The sequence below is a fragment of the Hymenobacter lucidus genome, assembly GCF_020447265.1.
In the GTDB taxonomy this organism is placed as follows: domain Bacteria; phylum Bacteroidota; class Bacteroidia; order Cytophagales; family Hymenobacteraceae; genus Hymenobacter; species Hymenobacter lucidus.
The window spans coordinates 1,294,108-1,312,506 of the sequence record NZ_JAJADR010000001.1 but is presented as its reverse complement, the minus strand read 5'-3'; the positions used below and the strand labels follow the sequence as shown (position 1 = coordinate 1,312,506).

Here is an 18,399-nt window from a genome sequence, read left to right as displayed (position 1 = left end):
TAGAAAAGCCCTTTACCGCGCTGATGGCAAAGGGCTTTTCGCGTTGAATCAAGCTTATCGACAAGACGAGCAAGGTTGTTCGCAAGCGCAGGATGACAGCTCTAACAATGACTCAGTTAAGCAACTCCACCTATTTCACTGAGCCATGTTGAGCTACGGTCAAAGACAAAATCCACGCGGAGCGGTTTAGAAGGGAATTTACTTTTTTCAACCCGCTTCTCCCATGGATTTACAACTCACTGATAAAACGGCATTGGTAACGGGCTCCACGGCCGGTATCGGGCTGGCCATTGCCCAGCGGCTGGCAGCTGAAGGGGCCGAGGTTATCCTGACTGGCCGCAGCACGGCCCGCATCGACGAGGCCCGGGCCGCTATTCTGACCGCCACGCCCCAGGCCAAGGTACGCGGCGTGGCCGTTGATTTTGGCAAGGCCGACGAGGTGCAGAATCTGTTGCGCGAAGTGCCTACGGTGGATATTCTGGTAAACAACGTGGGCATTTTCGAGCCCAAACCGTTTGCTGAAATTACCGACGAGGAATGGCTGCGTTTTTTCGAGGTGAACGTGCTGAGTGGCGTGCGGCTTTCCCGCCAATACTTTCCCCTGATGTTGGCCCAGAACTGGGGCCGCATTCTGTTCATCTCCAGCGAATCGGGCCTGCAGATTCCCGAGGAAATGATTCACTACGGTACCACCAAAACCGCCCAGCTGGGCGTAGCACGTGGCCTGGCCGAGCTGACGAAAGGCACCAACGTGACGGTAAACTCAGTGCTGCCCGGCCCCACGGCTTCCGAGGGTGTGCAGGAATTTATGGCCAAGCTCTCGGCCGAGGGAAAAACCAAGCAGGAAGCCGAGCACGACTTTTTCCAGACGGCCCGGTCCTCGTCACTGCTCCAGCGCTTTGCCACCACCGACGAAATTGCCACGATGGTAACTTACCTGGCCAGCCCCCTGGCAGCGGCCACCAACGGGGCCTCGGTGCGGGTCGACGGCGGCATTATCCGCAGCATCGGCTAGGTTTTGCTTGGCATTTTGGCATCAAAAAAGCGGCTCCGCAGTACTACGGAGCCGCTTTTTTGTGCCTTTGTAAAACCCGTTTTCCGCTCAAAACCATACCAGCACCACCAGTGTCACGATGGCCAACAACAGCCCGACCACAGCCGTATTCACACGCATTTCGGGCGTGCGGCGTGGCAATAGTCCCAACCCGGCTACCACGAGCAGCACCAATGGCAGGAAACTGAAGGCCCCGTAGATGTTCCCCCCAGAGGGCTTAAAGAACGGCAACTCGCCGGGCGTAGTAGGCGGGGCCACGATGCGCCGCGCCACGCCCAGCAGTGGCGTTTGGGCCACCGTAAGCCGCTGGCCTTTGCGCACCCGGTGCCCCAAGCGGCTGGGCACCCGAAACGCGGTGCGCGGCGTGGTGACGTCGTAGGCCATCTGCGGGTCGGAGGCGGAAGACGACACCGACACGATTTGCCGCACCAGCACTACTTCCCCGGCGTATTCGCGCAACGGCAGAACCCAGTCGAGGGCCAATAGCAGGCAGAAGGCCACCAGCGCGCCATTGAGCCAGCGGGCGGCCGGGGCGTAGCGGCTCATCATCACCTCCGTTGGGTCGGCGGGCAACTCGTGGGCGGGTTCCTGGGCCAGCAGCACGTTGTAGGCCAGGCGGCGGCCGGGGTGGCCCAGGATTTCGTAGCCGGTATTCACTTCCTGCAGGCGCGCCTTCATGGCCGGGTCGGCGGTGCGCCGGCTCAGGCGCGCTTTCTGCCGCTGGTAAGCCTGCTCAATATCGAGCTGACTGGCCGTGAGGGGCACACCCAGAAGACGGTAATAATCCTGCATGGCTGGAGTTGGTCGGGGAAAGGCTCAAAATAGCGAACCTGCCCTGATGCCCCTATAGCCCAGCTTTTTATTTCTTAGCGGCCAAACAGGCTAAACGTACGGCTGCTGCGGTGGGCCGGGCGCTGGTACTGCTTGTAGATGGGCCGATGCACGTAGCGGCGACCCTGCCGCAAAGCCCGCTGGTAAGGCGTACCGGCCATTGCGCCCAATGATGAGCAGACCATCAGGACAACGAATACGAAAGCAAAACTCTGGCGGAAAGTGGCAGTACGCATGGCAGAAGCAGAAAGAGAATGAGAGAAGGTGGGTAAAGCCCGGGGTGCCCGGCGTTATTTTCTCTCAAAGAGACGCAATGCTACGGCACCCTGCCGGCTATTTTGCTCAACCCTTCCTTTTCATCTGCCAACGCTAATATTTGCTATCTGAACTGCCGCCACCCACTGGCGACTATTGCTTCTCAGGGCTTTACAGCGGCACTGGACCGGCCCAACACCTTGAGCAGTTTAGCCACATTGTCGACTTCGTAGGCATCGGGGTGGGTGGCGGCCATTCGGGTGATACCCCGCCGGGACCGAACGCCGAAAGCAACCACCGCCAACCCGGCGGTATGGGCCTGCGCCACATTTTCAGGCGTGTTCAGATGTTTGCCCAGTACTACGGCCTCCAGATTCTCCGCCTGTGCCACCCGCAGGTTGTCCCCGAAATGAGCGGTTACCTCGTAGCCTAGGGGCAGCGCCGGCCACAGGTGGCGGAAGTGCTGCAGCGTAGCCAGGTTTTCCGACACGATGAGCAAGCGGGCAGCAGGCACTTGGTAGCGCTGCAGCAGAAGCACCAGCTGCCGGGCCAGGGCGGCCGAGTTGCGGCGAGCCTGCGCCTCAGTCAGACAGGGCAGGTTTTCGTGCAGGTCGAGGTGGAGGTAGGGAAACTGCGGCCGCCGGGCCAAGCGCGCCAGCAGCGTATCGAGCGTGACCAGCCGCTCGTGCTGAAACCAGTCGTAGGGCCAGCCGCCGCGGTAGCGCAGCCGGGTGAGCACGGCGGCGGGGTACTCGTTGGTGCAGCCCTGGCCGGTCTTGGTCATCGTGTCGAATGTGGTATCGTGGTAGAGCACCGGCACGCTGTCCTGGCTGAGCTGCAGGTCAATTTCCAACCCCTCGGCACCGTTTTCCAGCGCCTTCAGCTCGCTGCGCAGGCTACTCGGTGGCAAGGGGTTAAAGGGGTTCAGGGGCGTAATAAAACCCGAGCCGGCGTGGCCTACCACCACCATTTGCCCCGGTGCGCGCCGCAACGACTCTCCACCAGGCACCTGCGCCCGGGCAGTAGTGGCCAGCAGGCCCAATGCCAGCAGAAACCAGTAGTGCTTTTTCATGCGTTAGCAAAACCAGCTGCTACCCAAAGTGTTCGACCCCAGCCGATTGGTTTGCCAACAGCTGCCGGGCTCAACAAGTGGTGGCTGGCTACGCTGCGCCGGGCGGCAACACAGCGGCCAGCCACTGAAACAGCTCCCGGTACACTACCGCCCGCACGGCTGGCCGCGACAATACCAAATCGTGGATGCCGCCCGGAATGGCTACCACCGTCACATTAGGTCCCAGCCTCGGGCTCAGCTCCCGAATATGGCGCACGTTCAGCACGCCGTCGGCCTCGGCATACTCCTCGCGGCGGCCTGCATGGCGCACGGTTTTGTCGGAGTGCATCACCAGCACCGGCTTCGAAATGCTCAGGCCCCGGGCAATGCGCCGGTGTCCCGCGTGAATGGCGCGCAGCCAACCCATGTTCACCGGAAACACTTCGATGGGCTTCCAGGGCAGATGATAGTCCCACTCGCCCTGATAGCGCTGGTGCAGGCTCTGCCCGTATTCGGTGGGCAGGTTGGCCGGAATCCGGAAGTCGGGAGCGTACCGGCCCAGCCGCGCCGCCAGCGGCACGCCCAGCCGGCGGTTAAGCCAGTTTTGGTGCATGTCGAAAAACGGACTGTTCAGAAACAGGGCCGCTATGGCCGCCCGCCGGTTGCCATCGTGGGCATACAGGGCCACGATGAGGCCGCCCGTGGAGTGGCCGCTGAGTACGATATTCGTGCAGCCTTCCTGCTGCATAATGGCCAGGGCCGCGTCCAGATCGGTGTAGTATTCGCGCAGGTTGCGCACGTTGTTGGCCGTTTGGTGAGGCAGCCACGAGCGGCCGTATTTGCGCAAATCGAGGGCGTAGAAGCGGAAGCCGTGGCGGCGGTACTCGGCGGCCATGTCGCGCTGAAAGAAGTAGTCGGTGAAGCCGTGCACGTACAGCACTGCCTTGGGCCCCGGTGCCTGCTTGCGCAGCCGCACTAGCGTGCATACTACCGGGCCTTCGTAGTCGACGGGCTGGGCAATGGTATGCTGCTCGAATTCGGGCCCCAGCAGGTCGGGTTGGTACTGTATGTCAGCCATTGGGCAGCGGTTTTGCTAAATAATGTAATCGGGTGACCGAAAAGCGGCAGAAATTTAATATCGCACTTTTTTGCTATTAATTAGCACTTAAACCACAACAAATAGCCCTCAATCCGGTATGCGTCCATGCTTTTATTTCTCTGCTATATAGTATACTGCCAATCAGCTTAGTGCCGTTATTTGTATTCCAGTACGGCCGCTGCCTTATTTCAGCCGGCTTTTTCGGGCTCCTATTTCATGCGAATGTTTCTTTTGGCCGCCAGCTTATTGCTGCTGGCCGCGGCGTGCCCGCCCAATCCGGCTATGCGCAACTATCAGCTTACCTACCCGCGGGTGAAGCTGGCGTACTCCCGTAAGTGGCCCCAGTTGCAAACGCTGTTACGCAGCCGCAACATTGAGCCGGCACGGCTGGAAGTATTTTTCCGGGTATTCAAAGTGGGGCGGCGGCTCGAAGCCTGGGGCCGCAACCAGGGTGAAACGTCGTTTCGGCTGCTGCGTACCTACCCACTGGCCGGTACCTCGGGCAGCTTGGGCCCCAAGCGCGCCGAGGGCGACAACCAGGTGCCCGAAGGCTTCTACCGCATCGACCGGTTCAACCCCATCAGCACCTACTACATGTCGCTGGGCCTCGACTACCCCAATGCCTCCGACCGGGCCCTGGGCGCGGCCAACCCGGGCAGCCACATCTTCGTCCACGGCTCCGACGTGACGGTAGGCTGCCTGCCCATCACCGACGACTGTATTCAGGAAGTGTACCTGCTGGCCCTGGAAGCCCGCTGCGCCGGCCAGCAGGATATGCAGATTCACATCTTTCCCTTCGAGATGAACGCCCAAAATATGGAGCGCTACGGGAAAAACCCGCACTATCGGTTCTGGCAAAGCCTGCAGCCCGGCTTCACCTATTTCGACGAGCACCTCGACCTGCCTACCGTGGCCGTGCTGCCCACCGGGCAATATGCGGTAGCCGTCGGGAAGTAAAAAGCAGATAGCATTCCGACGCAGACAGACAGCCGGGAGCTACGAACGGGATACTCTATTACTTCTATCCGGTAGCCGGAGTAGTAGCTATGCCGGAAAAATAATTACTTTTCCCTATACATTCATTTTCCTATTATACCCGCTTCCTATGGCAGATTTCGCTAAATACTTTCCATTGTTAGTAGAAAATGAAGGCGGCTACGTCTTCGACCCGCACGACCAAGGCGGTGAAACCTGGCGCGGCGTGGCCCGGAACTATCATCCGCATTGGACCGGCTGGACTATAGTAGATAAATACAAGGCCAAATCCGACTGGCCCACCGACTGCGGGCTATATCCGCGCAACGAGCTGGCCACGAATATTCTGAAGAAAGACCCGCAGTTGGCCGCTGAGGTGCAGTCGTTTTACCTGCCCGAGTACTGGAATTGCCTGGATCTGAGTGGTGTCAACAACCAGAGCATTGCCAGTCAGCTCTGCGATATTGGCGTGAACAGCGGCACGGGACGGGTGGGCCACATGGCGCAATACGTGCTGGCCACTTTCTTCGGCTGGCACGGAGTCATCGACGGAGCTATTGGCCCGGCCACGCTGGCGGCCATCAATGCCGCGCCGGCCAAGGCCTACTACGATGCCCTGGTGGCGTTGCGGCGGGATTTCTACCTGTACCGGGCCGGCCTTCCCATAGCGCCGCCCGGCGTGGTGAGCTTTCTGGAATCCGTGAATGTAAAACCCAATAAGGACGAGCAGCGCTACCTGCATTCGTGGCTGAGCCGTATTTCGGCTATTCCCTACGTGGCCTAGCAGCGCACGGGCTAATGCTTTAGTTTTCATTTTTCAACACCTGACTTATGGCGCTTGATTTAACGGCAGATGCTCTCCTCAGTACGGTGTCGCCGACGACAAATACGGCAGCCGACACTTCGGCACCTAGCCTCCGCTCCCTGGCCGGGTCGCAGACGCTGACGGGGCTGGAGGTACGCCTGTCGCGGGTGTTTATCAAAGACAACCACACGGCCCGTGTAGGGCCTTTTCCGGGCCGGGCCAACCTGTATCTGCTGGTAGCCGTTACCGATGGCCGCCCGCTCACCGACGACCAAGTGACGCTGACCGGCTTTCCCGGCATCAACGACCAGGAAGAGCTGCTAATAGACCGCACGGTGTATTTCTGGGAGCCGGGCCCAACTGCTGAAACGGCCCCCAGCCAGGTACACGTGCTGGTATCGGTGCTCAAAAGCAAACAGCGCCTGCGCGATACGGGCACGCTGCTGACCCAGGCTCAGGCCAGTGCCCCCTACCAAAGCCTGGCTGCCCGGCTGGCCGGCGGGGCCCTGACCGTAGCCGGGCAAGCCCCCAACCTGCTGCTCCGACTGGGCTCAGAGGTAGCCAAGCTGCTGACGGAGGCAGAAGACAAAACGCTACTCACCCAGGTCACCAGCTTCACCGACCTAAACGGCGACTTCGATGCGCTGGGCCACACCGACCACGCGCAGGAAAACGGTTCAGTGGCCACTACCCTCACCCTGATAGTGCGCGACGCGGGCCGCTCTCCGGCAGTAGCCAGTAGCTAAAAGCGTATTTCCGAAAATACTAACGCCTCTTTACCGCAGCCGTGAAATTCACACGGCTGCGGTAAAGAGGCGTTAGTATTTTCCGTCTTGTCGGTTTCGATCTGCCTGAGCCCGCACTACTCTGTCTTGCGGCGGGCCACTATGGGTCAGCCATTGGGTGCCCGTGTGGGGTCGTCGGGCGCGGTATCGTCAGTGGCGGCGGTATCAGAGGCCGCAGCATCGGTGGTGGCGGTGGGAATGGTGGGTGCAACGACTGGCACTACTACCGGCGCCGGCCCGGGCGCTACCGGGGCCACAAACGTAGTCGTCGAGGCCGGCGCGGTGTAGGCCACGGAACCGGCCGGGGCGGCATTTGGGTCGTCGCTGACGCGGTTGCCCTGCCACTCCAGGCCCAGATAAGTAGCACTGCTCACGGCCAGCAGCAGAATCTGGTTGTCGGTCCACACAGGCATGGCTACGCTGTTGTAGACGGTGCGCACGAAGAAATACCCCATCAGTAGCGAAATAACAACCTGCTGCAGCCGGTTCATGCTCACGCCGTGGGAGTCGGAGAGAATATCGGGAAGCCAGCCCCGGCTGCTGAGCCAGGGGCCAGTGGTGGCCGTGGCCGGCGGCGGATTGCGCGGAATCAGCCCGTTCAGGGCCGTGGTGCCGCCGCTGATGCCGAGCAGGGCCAGCGACGTAGTGGAAATATCGGGCATCTCACCCGACACGCAGTAGATAACCAGGAAGCTGCCCAGGATAATAAACGTCCACCACGCCATCTGCACCTTGGCTAGGCTGAAGGGCGGCTGGGCCACGGCCACCGGAGGAATGGCGGTGGTAGTAGTAGCGCGCGGCAGCGTAATGCGTAGCAGCCACGAGCGGGCTCCCAGCACTAGCAGCCCCAGGCCCAGCGCAATGGTGCCCAGCACGGCAATCCAGAGGGTGAGGGGCTGAATCAGCACCAGGCGGATTTCGTCGCTAGTCCGGGTTGGGTGCAGCTTAGTGAAGACCCGGTCTTCGTAGCCCAGCCCGATTTTGCCGGTGTAGTAATAGTCCCAGGGCGAGTCGTAGACCACATCCCAGTAGCGGTAGTTGTTCACATTGCGCTCCAGCTTGAAAATCACCTTATCGGGAATGCCAACCGGGTACTCATCGAGCAGAAACGACAGGTTGGCGGTGGGGTCGGCGGGGGAAGCGGCCGAATCGGGGTGGGCGGCCTGGGCCTGAGCAGTGCGCCGGGCCGCCGCCGTCAGAGCCTCATCGGCCCCCGATTCGTCGACGTAGAGCGCCAGTGGCGGCATGCCCACAATGGGCGCATCATCGATGTACAGTACCAGCTCCCGGGCCTTGCTGTGGGCTTTTTGCGGGTCGAAGCCCTGCGAAATCAGCTGTGACTCCTGCAGCTTCAGCCAGCGGTTCAGGCCGGTTACTTCCAAGGCAATAGTGTTGCCGAGCCTGAAAACCGAGTCCTGACCAGGCGTATCCGTTAGGTAGATGCGCTGGATGACCGGCTGCTGCGCCCGGGCAATGCTTACCGACAACAGGGCCAGAGCCAATACTATCAGCCCCCGCCAGTTGCGGGTGCGGCTAAAATGAATCATGCAGTAAATGGATAGGAATAATGAAAAAAATGGGAGCTACGGGTAAATATAGCGGGGTTCTGTTATTGTTGGGTATCAAATGAGGTGCCCTTACCTTTCCGCCCTTATGGAAAAAGCTCCCCTACCTATTCTGCGCCAGTCGGCGGTGCTGGTGCCCGTGTACCGCGACGCGGCCGGCGAGCTGCAGCTGGTGCTGGTGCGGCGCGGGGAGCGGGGCATACACGGTGGACAACTGGCGTTTCCGGGTGGCAAGCGCGACCCGGAAGACGCCTCCCTGCTGGCTACGGCACTGCGCGAAGCCGAGGAGGAAGTGGGCCTACTAGCCGCCGACGTGCAGATACTGGCTACGCTGCCCGAGCTGACGACCTTCACGAGCGGCTACCACATTGCGCCGTTTCTGGGCCGCATCCGGCGGCCGGCCGTGTGGTGGTGCCAGCAGCCCGAAATTGCCGAAGTGCTCGAAATCAGCCTGCGCACCCTGGCCGACCCGGCCACTCACGCCCAGGAGTGGTGGCAGCTGCCCGGCTGGCCCCAGCCCGTGCTCATCGACTTCTACCGGGTAGGCCAATACCAACTCTGGGGCGCCAGCTACCGCATTATTCAGCCCCTGGTGGCCCGGCTGCTGGCCGGCGAGTGGGCGGTGTAAGGCTATACCAGTGTAGAGACGCATAATTGCGTCACAATCGGTGCTAACGTTAGGGTGTCTGCTGATTCCAGGTTGTTCAACGGCAAGCCGCAAGGTTGCGTCTCTATGCATCAGTTGCCACGCCACCACAGTTTGGCACGGATTTCAATTCTTACTTTGCCGCCGCGCAGCTACACACTACCGGTTTGCGTAGAGCCCCAAGTATATGAAACGCATTTCCTTTTTTCTGCTGTTCCTCGCCGCAGTGGCCGCCCCGGCGGCCGTGCAGGCTCAGGGCGAACAATCTATCTGGTATTTTGGCGGCCAGGCCGGCCTGCGCTTCAACGGTACTGCCGCCCCTACCCCGCTCCTCGACGGCAAGATGAGCACCTACGAAGGCTCGTCGGTGGCTACCAACGCCCAGGGCCAGCTGCTGTTCTATACTGACGGCGAAACCGTGTACAACCGCAAGCACCAGCCCATGCTAAATGGCAAAGGCCTAATGGGCAGCAAGTCGAGTGCCCAGAGCGCCCTGATTGTAGCCGACCCCGGTAGCGCCAACGTGTTCTACATCTTCACCACCGCGCCCCAGGGCACCAGCAACGGCATGCGCTACTCGGTGGTGGACATGACCCGGGAAGGCGGCTTCGGCGACGTGCCCCGGGCCAATATGCTGCTCATCACGCCCGTAGCCGAAAAGCTGGCCGCCGTGAAGCACAAAAACGGCCGCGACATCTGGGTGGTGGGCCACCGCTGGAACTCCAACGCCTTCGTAACCTACCTCGTGACGCCCGACGGCGTGGAAACCAAGCCGATTCTGAGCAACGTGGGTAGCATGAACACGGGCCCCGGCCGCAACGCCATTGGCTGCCTCAAGTTTTCGCCCGATGGCACTAAAATAGCCTCGGCCCTATGGCGGGAAAGCAACAAGTTTGAGGTGTTCGACTTCGACAATACCACTGGCAAAGTGAGCAACCCGCGCCAGTTCGGTACCTATGAGGAAGCTTACGGGGTCGAGTTTTCGCCCGACGGCTCGAAGCTCTACGGCACCTGCAATGGCAAGGGCGGCGGGCAGGCCGAGGTGTGGCAATTCGATCTGAAAACCAAAAGCAAGGAAAACGCGGTGAAAGTGGGCCTCTCGGCCAACCGCAAAATCGGCGCCCTGCAGCTGGGCCCCGACGGTAAAATATACGTGGCTCGTGAGGATAACCCGTTTCTGGGCGTCATCAAAGGCCCCAACGCAGCCGGTAAAGCCTGTGGCTATGTGGACGACGGCCTGAAGCTCGGTGGCCGCCGCAGTAAGCTGGGGCTGCCGAATTTCGTGCGGTAAATCAGAACGACGGATGTTGTTTATTCTGTCATCCTGAGCTTTTGCGAAGGACCTACCTCTCCACCCATTGTAGCCCTTGCCAATGTACCAAAGCCCTTTACCGCATCAGTGGTAAAGGGCTTTGGTGCGTTTAATCTAGCTTGTCACTCAGGTGAGCAAAGCCCTGCGCAAGGGCGTACGCCAGATCAAGGATGACAGATAAGAAGAGTTACCAATGCACGCGAGATGTTTCCTCTCTGCTTGAAGCGCAGAATGGTCGACAGGACGTTCTGATTATTCTACCGTCTACTGCTCCTTGCCAAATTTAAACCGCAGAAACCCCGCCGCTACCGATAGATACGGGTTCTTTTCGGAGAACAAGCCCGCCGCATCCCGCGTGCTGATGCCGGCTTCGTAAAAACCGGTGGTGAGCGTAACGCCCAGCGGCACACTCACGTTGTAGCCGGCACCGGCCGATACGCCGCTGCTGAGCCGCAGCCACCGCACGGGCTTGAAATCGATGCCCAGGCCCACGAAAGGCGCGGAGATGTTGCCGGCTACCTCGTTAAGCGGCAAGGTTACGTCGAGGCCGGTTTCGAAATACTCGCTGATGCGCAGCCCGGCCCCGGCCCGCAGCTTGGTGGGCAGGGTGGCCCGACGCCCGGCGCTGGGCTGGTACTGAAACAGGCTGTCGGAGCCGGCCGCAAACAGCTGGGCGGCTTCCTTATAGAAATCGTAGCTGCCGATACCGCTGGAGCGCAGCTGCTTGAGCCGCTGGTCGTTGGCCGTCACTAGGTTACCTTCCCAGCTCATATGGCCCAGGTCGGTGAGGGCCAAACCCAGGCGCAGCTTTTTGCCGGCGGCCAGAGCCAGTCCCAGGTCGAAGCCGTGGCCGGTGCCCACGGGCTGTAGGCCGCTGGCCCGCTCGCGCAGGTTGAACGAGGGATTGGTAGCCAAGCTGCCGTAGTCGATATCGAACAACGGCGACACCGCGCCGTAGCCTTCTACCTTGCCTCCACTCACCCGAAAATCGACGATGCCCACGCCCTGAATGTAGCGGTAGCCCACGCCGGCCGACAGCTGCACCAGCGGCAGGTCGAGCAGGCGGGTGCCGGCGGCAACATTGAACTCGTTGAGCCAAGTCATTTGCAGCTCGGTGCCGTCGAGGGCTTCCGAAACCAAGGGCGAAGTCTGGGGGTTGTAATTCTGAAAAATGGGAGCATCCTTGCCCAAAAAGGCTATTTCGGCCGCATTCCGACTGAGGCCCACGTGGCTGGCAACACGCTGCCGGTTGCTGACGGCCACCGTGCCCAGCCCTGGCACGGCCACCGACAGCCCGAAGGTGGTAGCATCTACGTTCAGATTCAGAGCGTTGGACGAGGTGAAAGCGCGGGCCAGTTCCAGCTTATCGGCTGTCGTCAGCTGGTCGTCGGCCTGGTACACAAACCGGCGGAGCTGGGTACGCGTGAGGGCCTGGGAGCTGATGCCGGCCCCAAACTCACCGATGGTGAAGGCCACGGTGGCGCCGCCCACCCGCCCCAGGTTGGCGGGGTTGATGCCGATGGCCTGATAGTCGGCCGCGAAGGTAGTGGCCACGCCGCCCCGGCCGGTGGCGGTGAAATTGCTCAGCTCATTTTGCGCCTGGCCCAGTGTGGGTACGGCCAGTAGCGCGGCAAATAAGGCGCGTTTCAAAACAACAGACATAAGCGGGCAGAAGTAGTAGCAGACGATAGAACGAAGCGCGGGCAGTTGGTCAAATGTACTATTAAGCGGTAGTTTGCGCTTTCAACACTCTACGAGCGGGCATTTTTTCCCGTTATGTTCTGATTCTACACCGATGGCCCGCCGCTTTTCCGCTTCCGACTATTCCGACGGTATCCTCAGTGGCAACCGGGTGCGCCTGAGCCAGGCCATTACGCTCGTGGAAAGCACCCTGCCCTCCGACCAGCAACTAGCCCAGCAGGTCCTCGACCAGGTGTTGCCCCACGCCGGCCGCTCGGTGCGGGTGGGCATTACGGGCGTGCCGGGCGTGGGCAAAAGCACGTTTATCGAGGCTCTGGGCTTGCATCTGACCAACGACCTGGGCAAGCGCTTGGCCGTGCTGGCCGTGGACCCCAGCAGCCAGCGCAGCGGCGGCAGTATTCTGGGCGACAAAACCCGTATGAACCTGCTGGCCGCCCACGAGCAGGCCTACATCCGACCCTCCCCGGCGGGCCGCAGCCTGGGCGGCGTTACGCGCAGCACCCGCGAGGCCCTGATTCTGTGTGAAGCAGCCGGTTTCGACGTCATCTTCATCGAAACCGTGGGCGTGGGCCAGAGCGAAACTGCCGTGCACGGTATGGTTGACTTCTTTCTGTTGCTAATGCTGGCCGGGGCCGGCGACGAGCTGCAGGGCATCAAGAAGGGCATTATGGAAATGGCCGACGCGGTGACCATCACCAAAGCTGATGGTCCGAATGAAACCGCCGCCAAAATGGCCCGCCGCGAGTACCAGAACGCGCTGCACCTGTTTCCGCTGGCTCCCTCGGGCTGGAATCCGGTAGTAACAACTAGCTCGGCCGTAACGGGCGCGGGCGTAGCCGAGGTGTGGCAGGTGATGGAGCAGTACGTGCGGCAAACCCAGGAAAGCGGCTACTTCCAGCGCCGCCGCCAGGAGCAAAATCTGCACTGGCTCTACGAGGCTATTCGCCAGGGCCTGGAAGAGCAGTTCTACGCCAAAGCCAGCGTGCAGCAGCAGTTGCCCGCCCTGCGGCAGCAGGTTATTGAGGGCAGTAAATCGGCGTTTGGGGCGGCAGCCGAGCTGCTGGGCCTGTAACGCCCGTAACAAGCCGGCTGGGCCGGAGCCGGCTTGTTACGGGCAGGCGCAGTGCCGCTCCCGGTATAGCAGGCACCGCTGTCGGCAGGGCAATACCAGCACGTTGGAAGCCCCAGCTGGCGGCCTGATCGAGCCTGCGCGCCCTGAGCAGGTATAATTACCTGAGTTGCAAAACCAGCATTTCTACGCGGAATCAAGTGGGCCGAATTGCGTGCCTTTGTAGCGGCCCCGAGAACCACTGCGCTACCAGCAGGGTGCTGGCGGCCGGCCTTTCTATCCGGGCCAGTTACCACTTCACTTTCTGCGCTTGCGCGCCCCTTCCTATGGCTGATTTCTCCCACTACTACCCCGTACTGCTTCAAAACGAAGGGGGCTATTGCAACGACCCCAATGACAATGGGAAAGAAACTTACTGCGGCATTTCGCGCGTGAAAAACCCGACTTGGAGCAGCTGGCCCAACATAGACAGCATGCGCCTCCAGTATTACGCCAAACACCCCTTGCCGGACCCCCACTGGGACGGCCTGAGTGCCGCGCTGAAAGCAGATACCAACCTCGGTGTGGCAGTAGAGCATTTTTACCAGGACGAATACTGGAACTCCCTGAATCTTAACCAGGTAAAGTCGCAGTCTGTTGCCAACCAGGTAGCCGACTTTGGAGTGAACAGCGGCGTGGCCCGCTCCGCTAAAACGGTGCAGTACCTGCTGCAACATACATTTGGCACTCCGGTGCCAGTAGATGAGCTAAGCAGCCCGGCCGGTGCGGCGGCGCTTAATGCCGTTGATGCCAAGGCCTTTTACGAGCAGTTTATTGCCATGCGCCGCGCGTACTACGACTACCTGGCGGCCAGCTTTACGCCTGCTCAGGCGCAGGCGCAGCCCCTGGCATCCTGGCACCAGTTCTTTCGCCAGGAGCTGGGCGCTGCCCCCGACCACGACAAGTACGACAGGTATCTGGCCGGCTGGCTGAACCGCACGCATGAGCCATTCGTGGCCTAGCGCTCGACGATAGAGGTCCTGCCACCGGTGACGCCACATGCTGGTGGCAGGGCAGCTTCAATTGCCCCACATCATCTGCCGGTTCACTCTTTGCCTTCCCGCTACATGACAACTTCGCTCGACACCCCCGGCCTACCCGATACTTCCGCTACGCCCGATACGCCCGGCAACTCTGGTACGCCCGAAACGTCCAACCTGCCTCCGAATTGTGCTACTGTCCCGCCAGTTACGTCCATAACCGAGCTGCAGCTTCCGCCGCCATCCGGGCTGACCGCCCCGACGCGCCCTAACTTCGAACACCACGAGCTGTCGGGCGCGCTGGTGCAGTGGCTGGGGCCCCTTAGTATCTGCGTGGCGCTGGCGTTGGTCATTGGATATGAATACTCCACCAAGGTCACCCAGGCAGCCACCACCGTTGGCTTTATCACGGCAGCAGCAGTGGGCATCGAGCGGGTTATTGAGGGCATGTGGAATGCCTTGGGCTCGCGCATCGGGGCCTACTGGCCCATGACGTCCATCAGCCGGCAGGTACACGACCTGGAGCTGGAGCTGAACGACGCGCTGAAGCCTTTCCACGGGCACCTGAGCCAGGCGCTGACCACGGCTCAGAGTACCGAGCAGGCTATTCCCGTGTATCTGTCCAGTGCCCAGAAAGACCTCGACAGCATGCAGCGGCGCTTCAACGATATTCGCGCCCACGGCCCTTCCAACCAGCGCATGCAACTGCTGGCCGCTTCGGCGGCGCAAAGCGTAAATTTTCTGGTTACTAAGTACCAGGACAAGCTTCCCCAACTCCGTGAGGGAGTAGCCCTGGCCGACACGGCCATCAGTGGCCTGCAGGACTTCCTGTCCACGTTCAAGGACAACCCGGGCCGGCGCCTGCTGAGTCTGTATATCGGGGCCCTGCTGGGACTGGCACTAGCCGCCATCTTTCATCTCGACGTGTTTGCGGCCGTCAACGCCATGGATGACGGCGGTTCCGGTGGGACGCTGCCCGCCAGTGCGGGGTTGCGCATCGCCGTTACCGGGCTGCTTATCGGGCTGGGCTCCAACCCTACCCACGAAGTCATTCAGCTGCTGCATGAACACAAGAAAAGTCAGAAGGGCAAGAACACGGCAAACCCGCAGCTCTCCGCGTCGTAGCCGCCCATCCGCCCGCCGGCCGCCTTTGTGCCTTGTCCAGCAGCCCTTACAGGCTCAGAATTTCGGTTTCCCATGGGCCGGGCAGCTGAGTTTATAAGGGCTGCGGCTGTTCCAGCAAATCCCACCGGTTGCCGTAGAGGTCGGCAAACACGACGACGTGGCCGTAGCTTTCCCGCCGGGGCTCCTCCAGAAACCGCACGCCGCGGGCCTTGAGACGGGTATAATCAGCCTGGAAACTCTCGGTGTGCAGAAACAGGAATACCCGGCCGCCACTCTGGTTGCCTACGGCGGCTTGCTGAGCCAGCGTTACGGCCCGGGCCAGCAGCAGGCCGGTTTCGGCAGCGGCAGCGGGTGCCACGCGCACCCAGCGCTTATCCTGACCCAGGTCGGTATCTTCCAGCAGATGGAAGCCCAGCACACCCACGTAATACGCCAGAGCTTCGTCGTAGTCGCGCACCAGCAAGGCAATGGAACCCAGATGCATGGTTGAAATTAAGTGAGCAGTGCGTTGCTTACGCCGGGTGTTGCACGGGCTACGCCCGGCGGGGCCGGATGGCCAGGTAATCGAGGTAATAGAGGATTTTCACCGACACCGAGTTGTTGTGGGGCGTATTGATGGTGTTGTTCAGGTTGTCGAAATACAGCGGCGTGGCTTCATTGGCCTGCAGGAACGTGGCCCCAGCATTTTTCCAGACCACGCTGATCTGGGAGCCGGGCGCAAACCACCACGAGTACACCGCGTCCACGTTAAAGGCGTTGAAGGTATTGTCGCGGTTGCGGGTGTAGTCCACCGGGGTTTCATTGCCGGCGGGGCTCAGGCGGGCAAAGTCGAGGTAGCGCACGGTGCTGGTGTAGTGGCGGGTACGCACCGTGAGCGACATGCGGTTGGTGAAGGTGTAAGCGGCCTGCAGCACGTTGGACACCGTAACCACGCGGCGGCGGCCCAGCAGCACGGCCTTCGGAAACTCGTCCAGAATAGCCGCGTCCTCGGGGTATTTATCGGCCAGGCTGCCATTGTCGCCGCTCGATGGATTCACGTAGCCAATCTGGTTGCGGTTGGTGCTCCAGTCGAGGGTGTAACGGAAGTTGAGCTTGTTGTTGACGCGGTAGCGCGGCGACACGCCAAACCCGATGCCCAGCCGGCGAGGCCGCTCAAACCGGTCTTCCTTCGCGTATTCCCGGATGCCGGCGTTCAGGTCGAGGGCCAGCTTTTTGCGGTAGTCGGTGGAGAGGAAAGCGCCGAAGTTGCCGTTGGCGGGCACCCGCACGTAGTACTTGCCCAGCGGACTGGTGCGGGGCTCAAAATAGTCGCGGTTTATCGGGTTCACGTCGAAGTTGAACCCGATGGTCAGGAAGTTCTTGGTAAAGGTGGTATTAGCCCCGCCGTAGAGGTTGGTTTTCTGGTAGAGCGTGGGCTTATAGAGCAGCGACTGGTCGATGCCGAAGTAGGTGTACAGATTGTTGACCTTCCAGAAGGGCTTGTAGCGGTTGTAGTTGCCATAAATACCTTGGGAAATATTGTTGTTGCCGAACAGAATGCCCAGGTCGTTGGGGTTGTAGGAGTCCGACTCGATGCCCTGATTAATGCCCCAGGTGAAGTTGCCACTGATTTTGCTCACGCCCACCTGGTACTTGAAGCCGTCCTGGTCATCAATCTGCTCCTGCTTATGAAACACGTTGCCGCGGCGGTGCGAGTACACCACCCGGCCATCCACAGCGTAGGAGTTTTTCTTGTTGGCAAACCGGAACAGGCCACCCGTTACGTTGGCGTCGTAGGTGCGGCCGAAGCGCGTCACGTTGGTGTTGATGAGCGAGACGTAAGAGTTGTTTTTCAGGCTCTGGTCGAGCACCGCAATGTTGTAGTTGCTGAAGGGCTGGGTCAGTTCCTGGCGCTCCTGGCCGGTTTCCTCATTGCGAATGGTGGCGTACACGTCGTTGCTCACGGCATTGAACACACCAATACCCAGGCCGTTTTTCGTGCGCCCCGACACCTTCGTAGCGTTCAGCAGCCGGGTTTCCTGCGGGTTTTTGAGGATCTTCTCGTTGTCGCCGGCTTCCACGTTGTAGAAGCCGATGGGCGTGGCTCCCACGCGCCGTGAGTAAAACAGGTTGCCCTTGTTGAACAGCTCGGTGCCTTCGGTGAAAAACTGCCGGTTCTCGTTGAACTGCACCTCAAAAGGCGACAGGTTCAATACCTGGTTGTCGCTCTGCACCTGTCCGAAGTCGGGCACCAGCGTGGCGTCCAGCGTGAAGCTTTCGTTGATACCCCATTTCACGTCGGCCCCGCCGTTGAAGCTCGTGGTGGTCCGGCGCGTGCCGTCCTCGGCTACGGGGTTGTGGTTGATGTAGCCCGAAATGTAGGGCGTGAGCGAGAGGCGCAGCGGCGGCTTGATGTCGCGCAGGCCTTCGAGCCGGCCCCACTGGTTCACGAAGCCATCCACGGCAGGCTTCACCTCATTCCAGAAAAAGGCTTGGTTGTCGCGCTTGCGCTGGCGCATAAAGTTGAGGCCCCACACCTGCTCGGATGTTTGGCTAAAGCGGATGGCCGAGTACGGAATCCGCATTTCGGCGTACCAGTCGGTGCCTTTCACGCTGGTGCGCGAGTCCCAGACGGCATTCCAGTTGAAATCCTCACCCCCGGCCGGCGAGTAGCGGCAGTCCATCTGCACGCCGCCGGTGGTCACGAAAAAGCCGTAGCCGTTGAGCTTGTCCTGGTACGTATCGAGAAAGATGCCAATGAAATCGGTGTTACCAAAGTCGTCACGCGGCGTCAACTCCCGCATAATCGAGTCGGCCGATACGTCGTGCATCACGGCCCCGATGTAGAGGTTGGCATCGTCGTAGAGCACGCGCACCTCGGTTTTGTGCTTTTCGGGTGGCCCGGGGTTGGGCCGGTTCTGAATGAAGTCGGTAGCAATGGCAGCCTGCTGCCACGCGGCCTCGTCGAGTTGCCCGTCGAGCTTAATGGCCTCGGTGATGCGCTGGGCCTGCAGCTGCTTTTTGGGGGCCGGCACCTTGGCATCGGGTGCCTCGGTCTGGGCAACGGCGGTGCACGTGAGCAACCCTAAAAAACAACTGAGAAGTACACGTGCCAACATAAGCGCAGG

Annotated in this window: 17 protein-coding genes; 9 read left to right on the top strand and 8 right to left on the bottom strand. The window is 60.8% G+C overall.

All coding sequences use genetic code 11. The annotated features are described in order from the left end of the window. Positions 1-223 precede the first annotated feature (223 nt). Positions 224-1,015, top strand: coding sequence for an SDR family NAD(P)-dependent oxidoreductase (locus tag LGH74_RS05645; RefSeq protein ID WP_226173241.1), 792 nt, complete (start codon positions 224-226; stop codon positions 1,013-1,015). A gap of 87 nt (positions 1,016-1,102) precedes the next feature. Here the strand turns inward: LGH74_RS05645 and LGH74_RS05640 are convergent, their stop codons facing one another. The 4 genes from LGH74_RS05640 to LGH74_RS05625 all read right to left on the bottom strand — a co-directional run bounded on the left by LGH74_RS05640 (position 1,103) and on the right by LGH74_RS05625 (position 4,269). Beyond that, positions 1,103-1,846 carry a J domain-containing protein gene (locus LGH74_RS05640; RefSeq protein WP_226173240.1) on the bottom strand — a complete coding sequence of 248 codons (744 nt, stop codon included), beginning with the start codon at positions 1,844-1,846 and terminating at the stop codon, positions 1,103-1,105. 74 nt (positions 1,847-1,920) lie between these two features. Beyond that, the gene (locus LGH74_RS05635; protein ID WP_226173239.1) at positions 1,921-2,121 is read right to left on the bottom strand and encodes a hypothetical protein; all 201 of its coding nucleotides are present in this window, start codon (positions 2,119-2,121) and stop codon (positions 1,921-1,923) included. Positions 2,122-2,303: 182 nt separating this feature from the next. Then, positions 2,304-3,212, bottom strand: a complete 909-nt coding sequence (locus tag LGH74_RS05630; protein WP_226173238.1) for a glycerophosphodiester phosphodiesterase — start codon at positions 3,210-3,212, stop codon at positions 2,304-2,306. Positions 3,213-3,300: 88 nt separating this feature from the next. Further along, positions 3,301-4,269 (bottom strand): alpha/beta hydrolase, encoded by a 969-nt coding sequence (locus LGH74_RS05625; RefSeq protein ID WP_226173237.1) that lies wholly within the window; start codon positions 4,267-4,269, stop codon positions 3,301-3,303. 243 nt (positions 4,270-4,512) lie between these two features. Here LGH74_RS05625 and LGH74_RS05620 point away from each other — a divergent pair, with 243 nt between their 5' ends. The 3 genes from LGH74_RS05620 to LGH74_RS05610 all read left to right on the top strand — a co-directional run bounded on the left by LGH74_RS05620 (position 4,513) and on the right by LGH74_RS05610 (position 6,816). Then, positions 4,513-5,247, top strand: a complete 735-nt coding sequence (locus LGH74_RS05620; protein WP_226173236.1) for a L,D-transpeptidase family protein — start codon at positions 4,513-4,515, stop codon at positions 5,245-5,247. Between the two features lie 148 nt (positions 5,248-5,395). Next, positions 5,396-6,049: a glycosyl hydrolase 108 family protein gene (locus tag LGH74_RS05615; protein WP_226173235.1), complete on the top strand. Its 654-nt coding sequence runs from the start codon at positions 5,396-5,398 to the stop codon at positions 6,047-6,049. 47 nt (positions 6,050-6,096) lie between these two features. Beyond that, positions 6,097-6,816 (top strand): hypothetical protein, encoded by a 720-nt coding sequence (locus LGH74_RS05610; RefSeq protein ID WP_226173233.1) that lies wholly within the window; start codon positions 6,097-6,099, stop codon positions 6,814-6,816. Positions 6,817-6,962: 146 nt separating this feature from the next. Here LGH74_RS05610 and LGH74_RS05605 read toward each other — a convergent pair whose 3' ends face one another. Continuing rightward, the gene (locus LGH74_RS05605) at positions 6,963-8,402 is read right to left on the bottom strand and encodes a hypothetical protein (protein ID WP_226173232.1); all 1,440 of its coding nucleotides are present in this window, start codon (positions 8,400-8,402) and stop codon (positions 6,963-6,965) included. A gap of 106 nt (positions 8,403-8,508) precedes the next feature. Between LGH74_RS05605 and LGH74_RS05600 the strand changes: the two genes are divergently transcribed. Further along, positions 8,509-9,048 carry an NUDIX hydrolase gene (locus tag LGH74_RS05600; RefSeq protein ID WP_226173230.1) on the top strand — a complete coding sequence of 180 codons (540 nt, stop codon included), beginning with the start codon at positions 8,509-8,511 and terminating at the stop codon, positions 9,046-9,048. A gap of 205 nt (positions 9,049-9,253) precedes the next feature. Then, the gene (locus LGH74_RS05595) at positions 9,254-10,357 is read left to right on the top strand and encodes a YncE family protein (protein ID WP_226173229.1); all 1,104 of its coding nucleotides are present in this window, start codon (positions 9,254-9,256) and stop codon (positions 10,355-10,357) included. 285 nt (positions 10,358-10,642) lie between these two features. On the opposite strand, the gene LGH74_RS05590 is transcribed toward LGH74_RS05595, so the two are convergent. After that, a complete protein-coding gene (locus tag LGH74_RS05590) occupies positions 10,643-12,028 on the bottom strand; it encodes a DUF5723 family protein (protein ID WP_226173227.1) in 1,386 nt (461 codons plus the stop codon). A 145-nt stretch (positions 12,029-12,173) separates the two neighbouring features. Between LGH74_RS05590 and meaB the strand changes: the two genes are divergently transcribed. The 3 genes from meaB to LGH74_RS05575 all read left to right on the top strand — a co-directional run bounded on the left by meaB (position 12,174) and on the right by LGH74_RS05575 (position 15,292). Further along, positions 12,174-13,151 (top strand): methylmalonyl Co-A mutase-associated GTPase MeaB, encoded by a 978-nt coding sequence (gene meaB / locus LGH74_RS05585; RefSeq protein WP_226173225.1) that lies wholly within the window; start codon positions 12,174-12,176, stop codon positions 13,149-13,151. Positions 13,152-13,474: 323 nt separating this feature from the next. Further along, positions 13,475-14,149 (top strand): glycosyl hydrolase 108 family protein, encoded by a 675-nt coding sequence (locus LGH74_RS05580; protein WP_226173223.1) that lies wholly within the window; start codon positions 13,475-13,477, stop codon positions 14,147-14,149. A 105-nt stretch (positions 14,150-14,254) separates the two neighbouring features. After that, positions 14,255-15,292: a hypothetical protein gene (locus tag LGH74_RS05575; protein WP_226173222.1), complete on the top strand. Its 1,038-nt coding sequence runs from the start codon at positions 14,255-14,257 to the stop codon at positions 15,290-15,292. A gap of 91 nt (positions 15,293-15,383) precedes the next feature. Here the strand turns inward: LGH74_RS05575 and LGH74_RS05570 are convergent, their stop codons facing one another. Together LGH74_RS05570 and LGH74_RS05565 are read right to left on the bottom strand one after the other, a co-directional pair. Then, complete coding sequence (locus LGH74_RS05570; protein ID WP_226173221.1) at positions 15,384-15,776, bottom strand: VOC family protein; 393 nt, start codon at positions 15,774-15,776, stop codon at positions 15,384-15,386. 49 nt (positions 15,777-15,825) lie between these two features. Further along, entirely contained in the window at positions 15,826-18,354 is a 2,529-nt protein-coding gene (locus LGH74_RS05565; protein ID WP_226173220.1) for a DUF5916 domain-containing protein, read from the bottom strand. Between the last annotated feature and the right edge of the window lie 45 nt (positions 18,355-18,399).

Bases quoted from the DNA above. Each gene is read 5' to 3' on its own strand.
- LGH74_RS05605 (WP_226173232.1), bottom strand. From the start codon at position 8,402: ATGATTCATTTTAGCCGCACCCGCAACTGGCGGGGGCTGATAGTATTG.
- LGH74_RS05615 (WP_226173235.1), top strand. From the start codon at position 5,396: ATGGCAGATTTCGCTAAATACTTTCCATTGTTAGTAGAAAATGAAGGC.
- LGH74_RS05610 (WP_226173233.1), top strand. From the start codon at position 6,097: ATGGCGCTTGATTTAACGGCAGATGCTCTCCTCAGTACGGTGTCGCCG.
- LGH74_RS05600 (WP_226173230.1), top strand. From the start codon at position 8,509: ATGGAAAAAGCTCCCCTACCTATTCTGCGCCAGTCGGCGGTGCTGGTG.
- LGH74_RS05625 (WP_226173237.1), bottom strand. From the start codon at position 4,269: ATGGCTGACATACAGTACCAACCCGACCTGCTGGGGCCCGAATTCGAG.
- LGH74_RS05645 (WP_226173241.1), top strand. From the start codon at position 224: ATGGATTTACAACTCACTGATAAAACGGCATTGGTAACGGGCTCCACG.
- LGH74_RS05595 (WP_226173229.1), top strand. From the start codon at position 9,254: ATGAAACGCATTTCCTTTTTTCTGCTGTTCCTCGCCGCAGTGGCCGCC.
- meaB (WP_226173225.1), top strand. From the start codon at position 12,174: ATGGCCCGCCGCTTTTCCGCTTCCGACTATTCCGACGGTATCCTCAGT.
- LGH74_RS05580 (WP_226173223.1), top strand. From the start codon at position 13,475: ATGGCTGATTTCTCCCACTACTACCCCGTACTGCTTCAAAACGAAGGG.
- LGH74_RS05635 (WP_226173239.1), bottom strand. From the start codon at position 2,121: ATGCGTACTGCCACTTTCCGCCAGAGTTTTGCTTTCGTATTCGTTGTC.
- LGH74_RS05620 (WP_226173236.1), top strand. From the start codon at position 4,513: ATGTTTCTTTTGGCCGCCAGCTTATTGCTGCTGGCCGCGGCGTGCCCG.
- LGH74_RS05575 (WP_226173222.1), top strand. From the start codon at position 14,255: ATGACAACTTCGCTCGACACCCCCGGCCTACCCGATACTTCCGCTACG.
- LGH74_RS05630 (WP_226173238.1), bottom strand. From the start codon at position 3,212: ATGAAAAAGCACTACTGGTTTCTGCTGGCATTGGGCCTGCTGGCCACT.
- LGH74_RS05640 (WP_226173240.1), bottom strand. From the start codon at position 1,846: ATGCAGGATTATTACCGTCTTCTGGGTGTGCCCCTCACGGCCAGTCAG.
- LGH74_RS05570 (WP_226173221.1), bottom strand. From the start codon at position 15,776: ATGCATCTGGGTTCCATTGCCTTGCTGGTGCGCGACTACGACGAAGCT.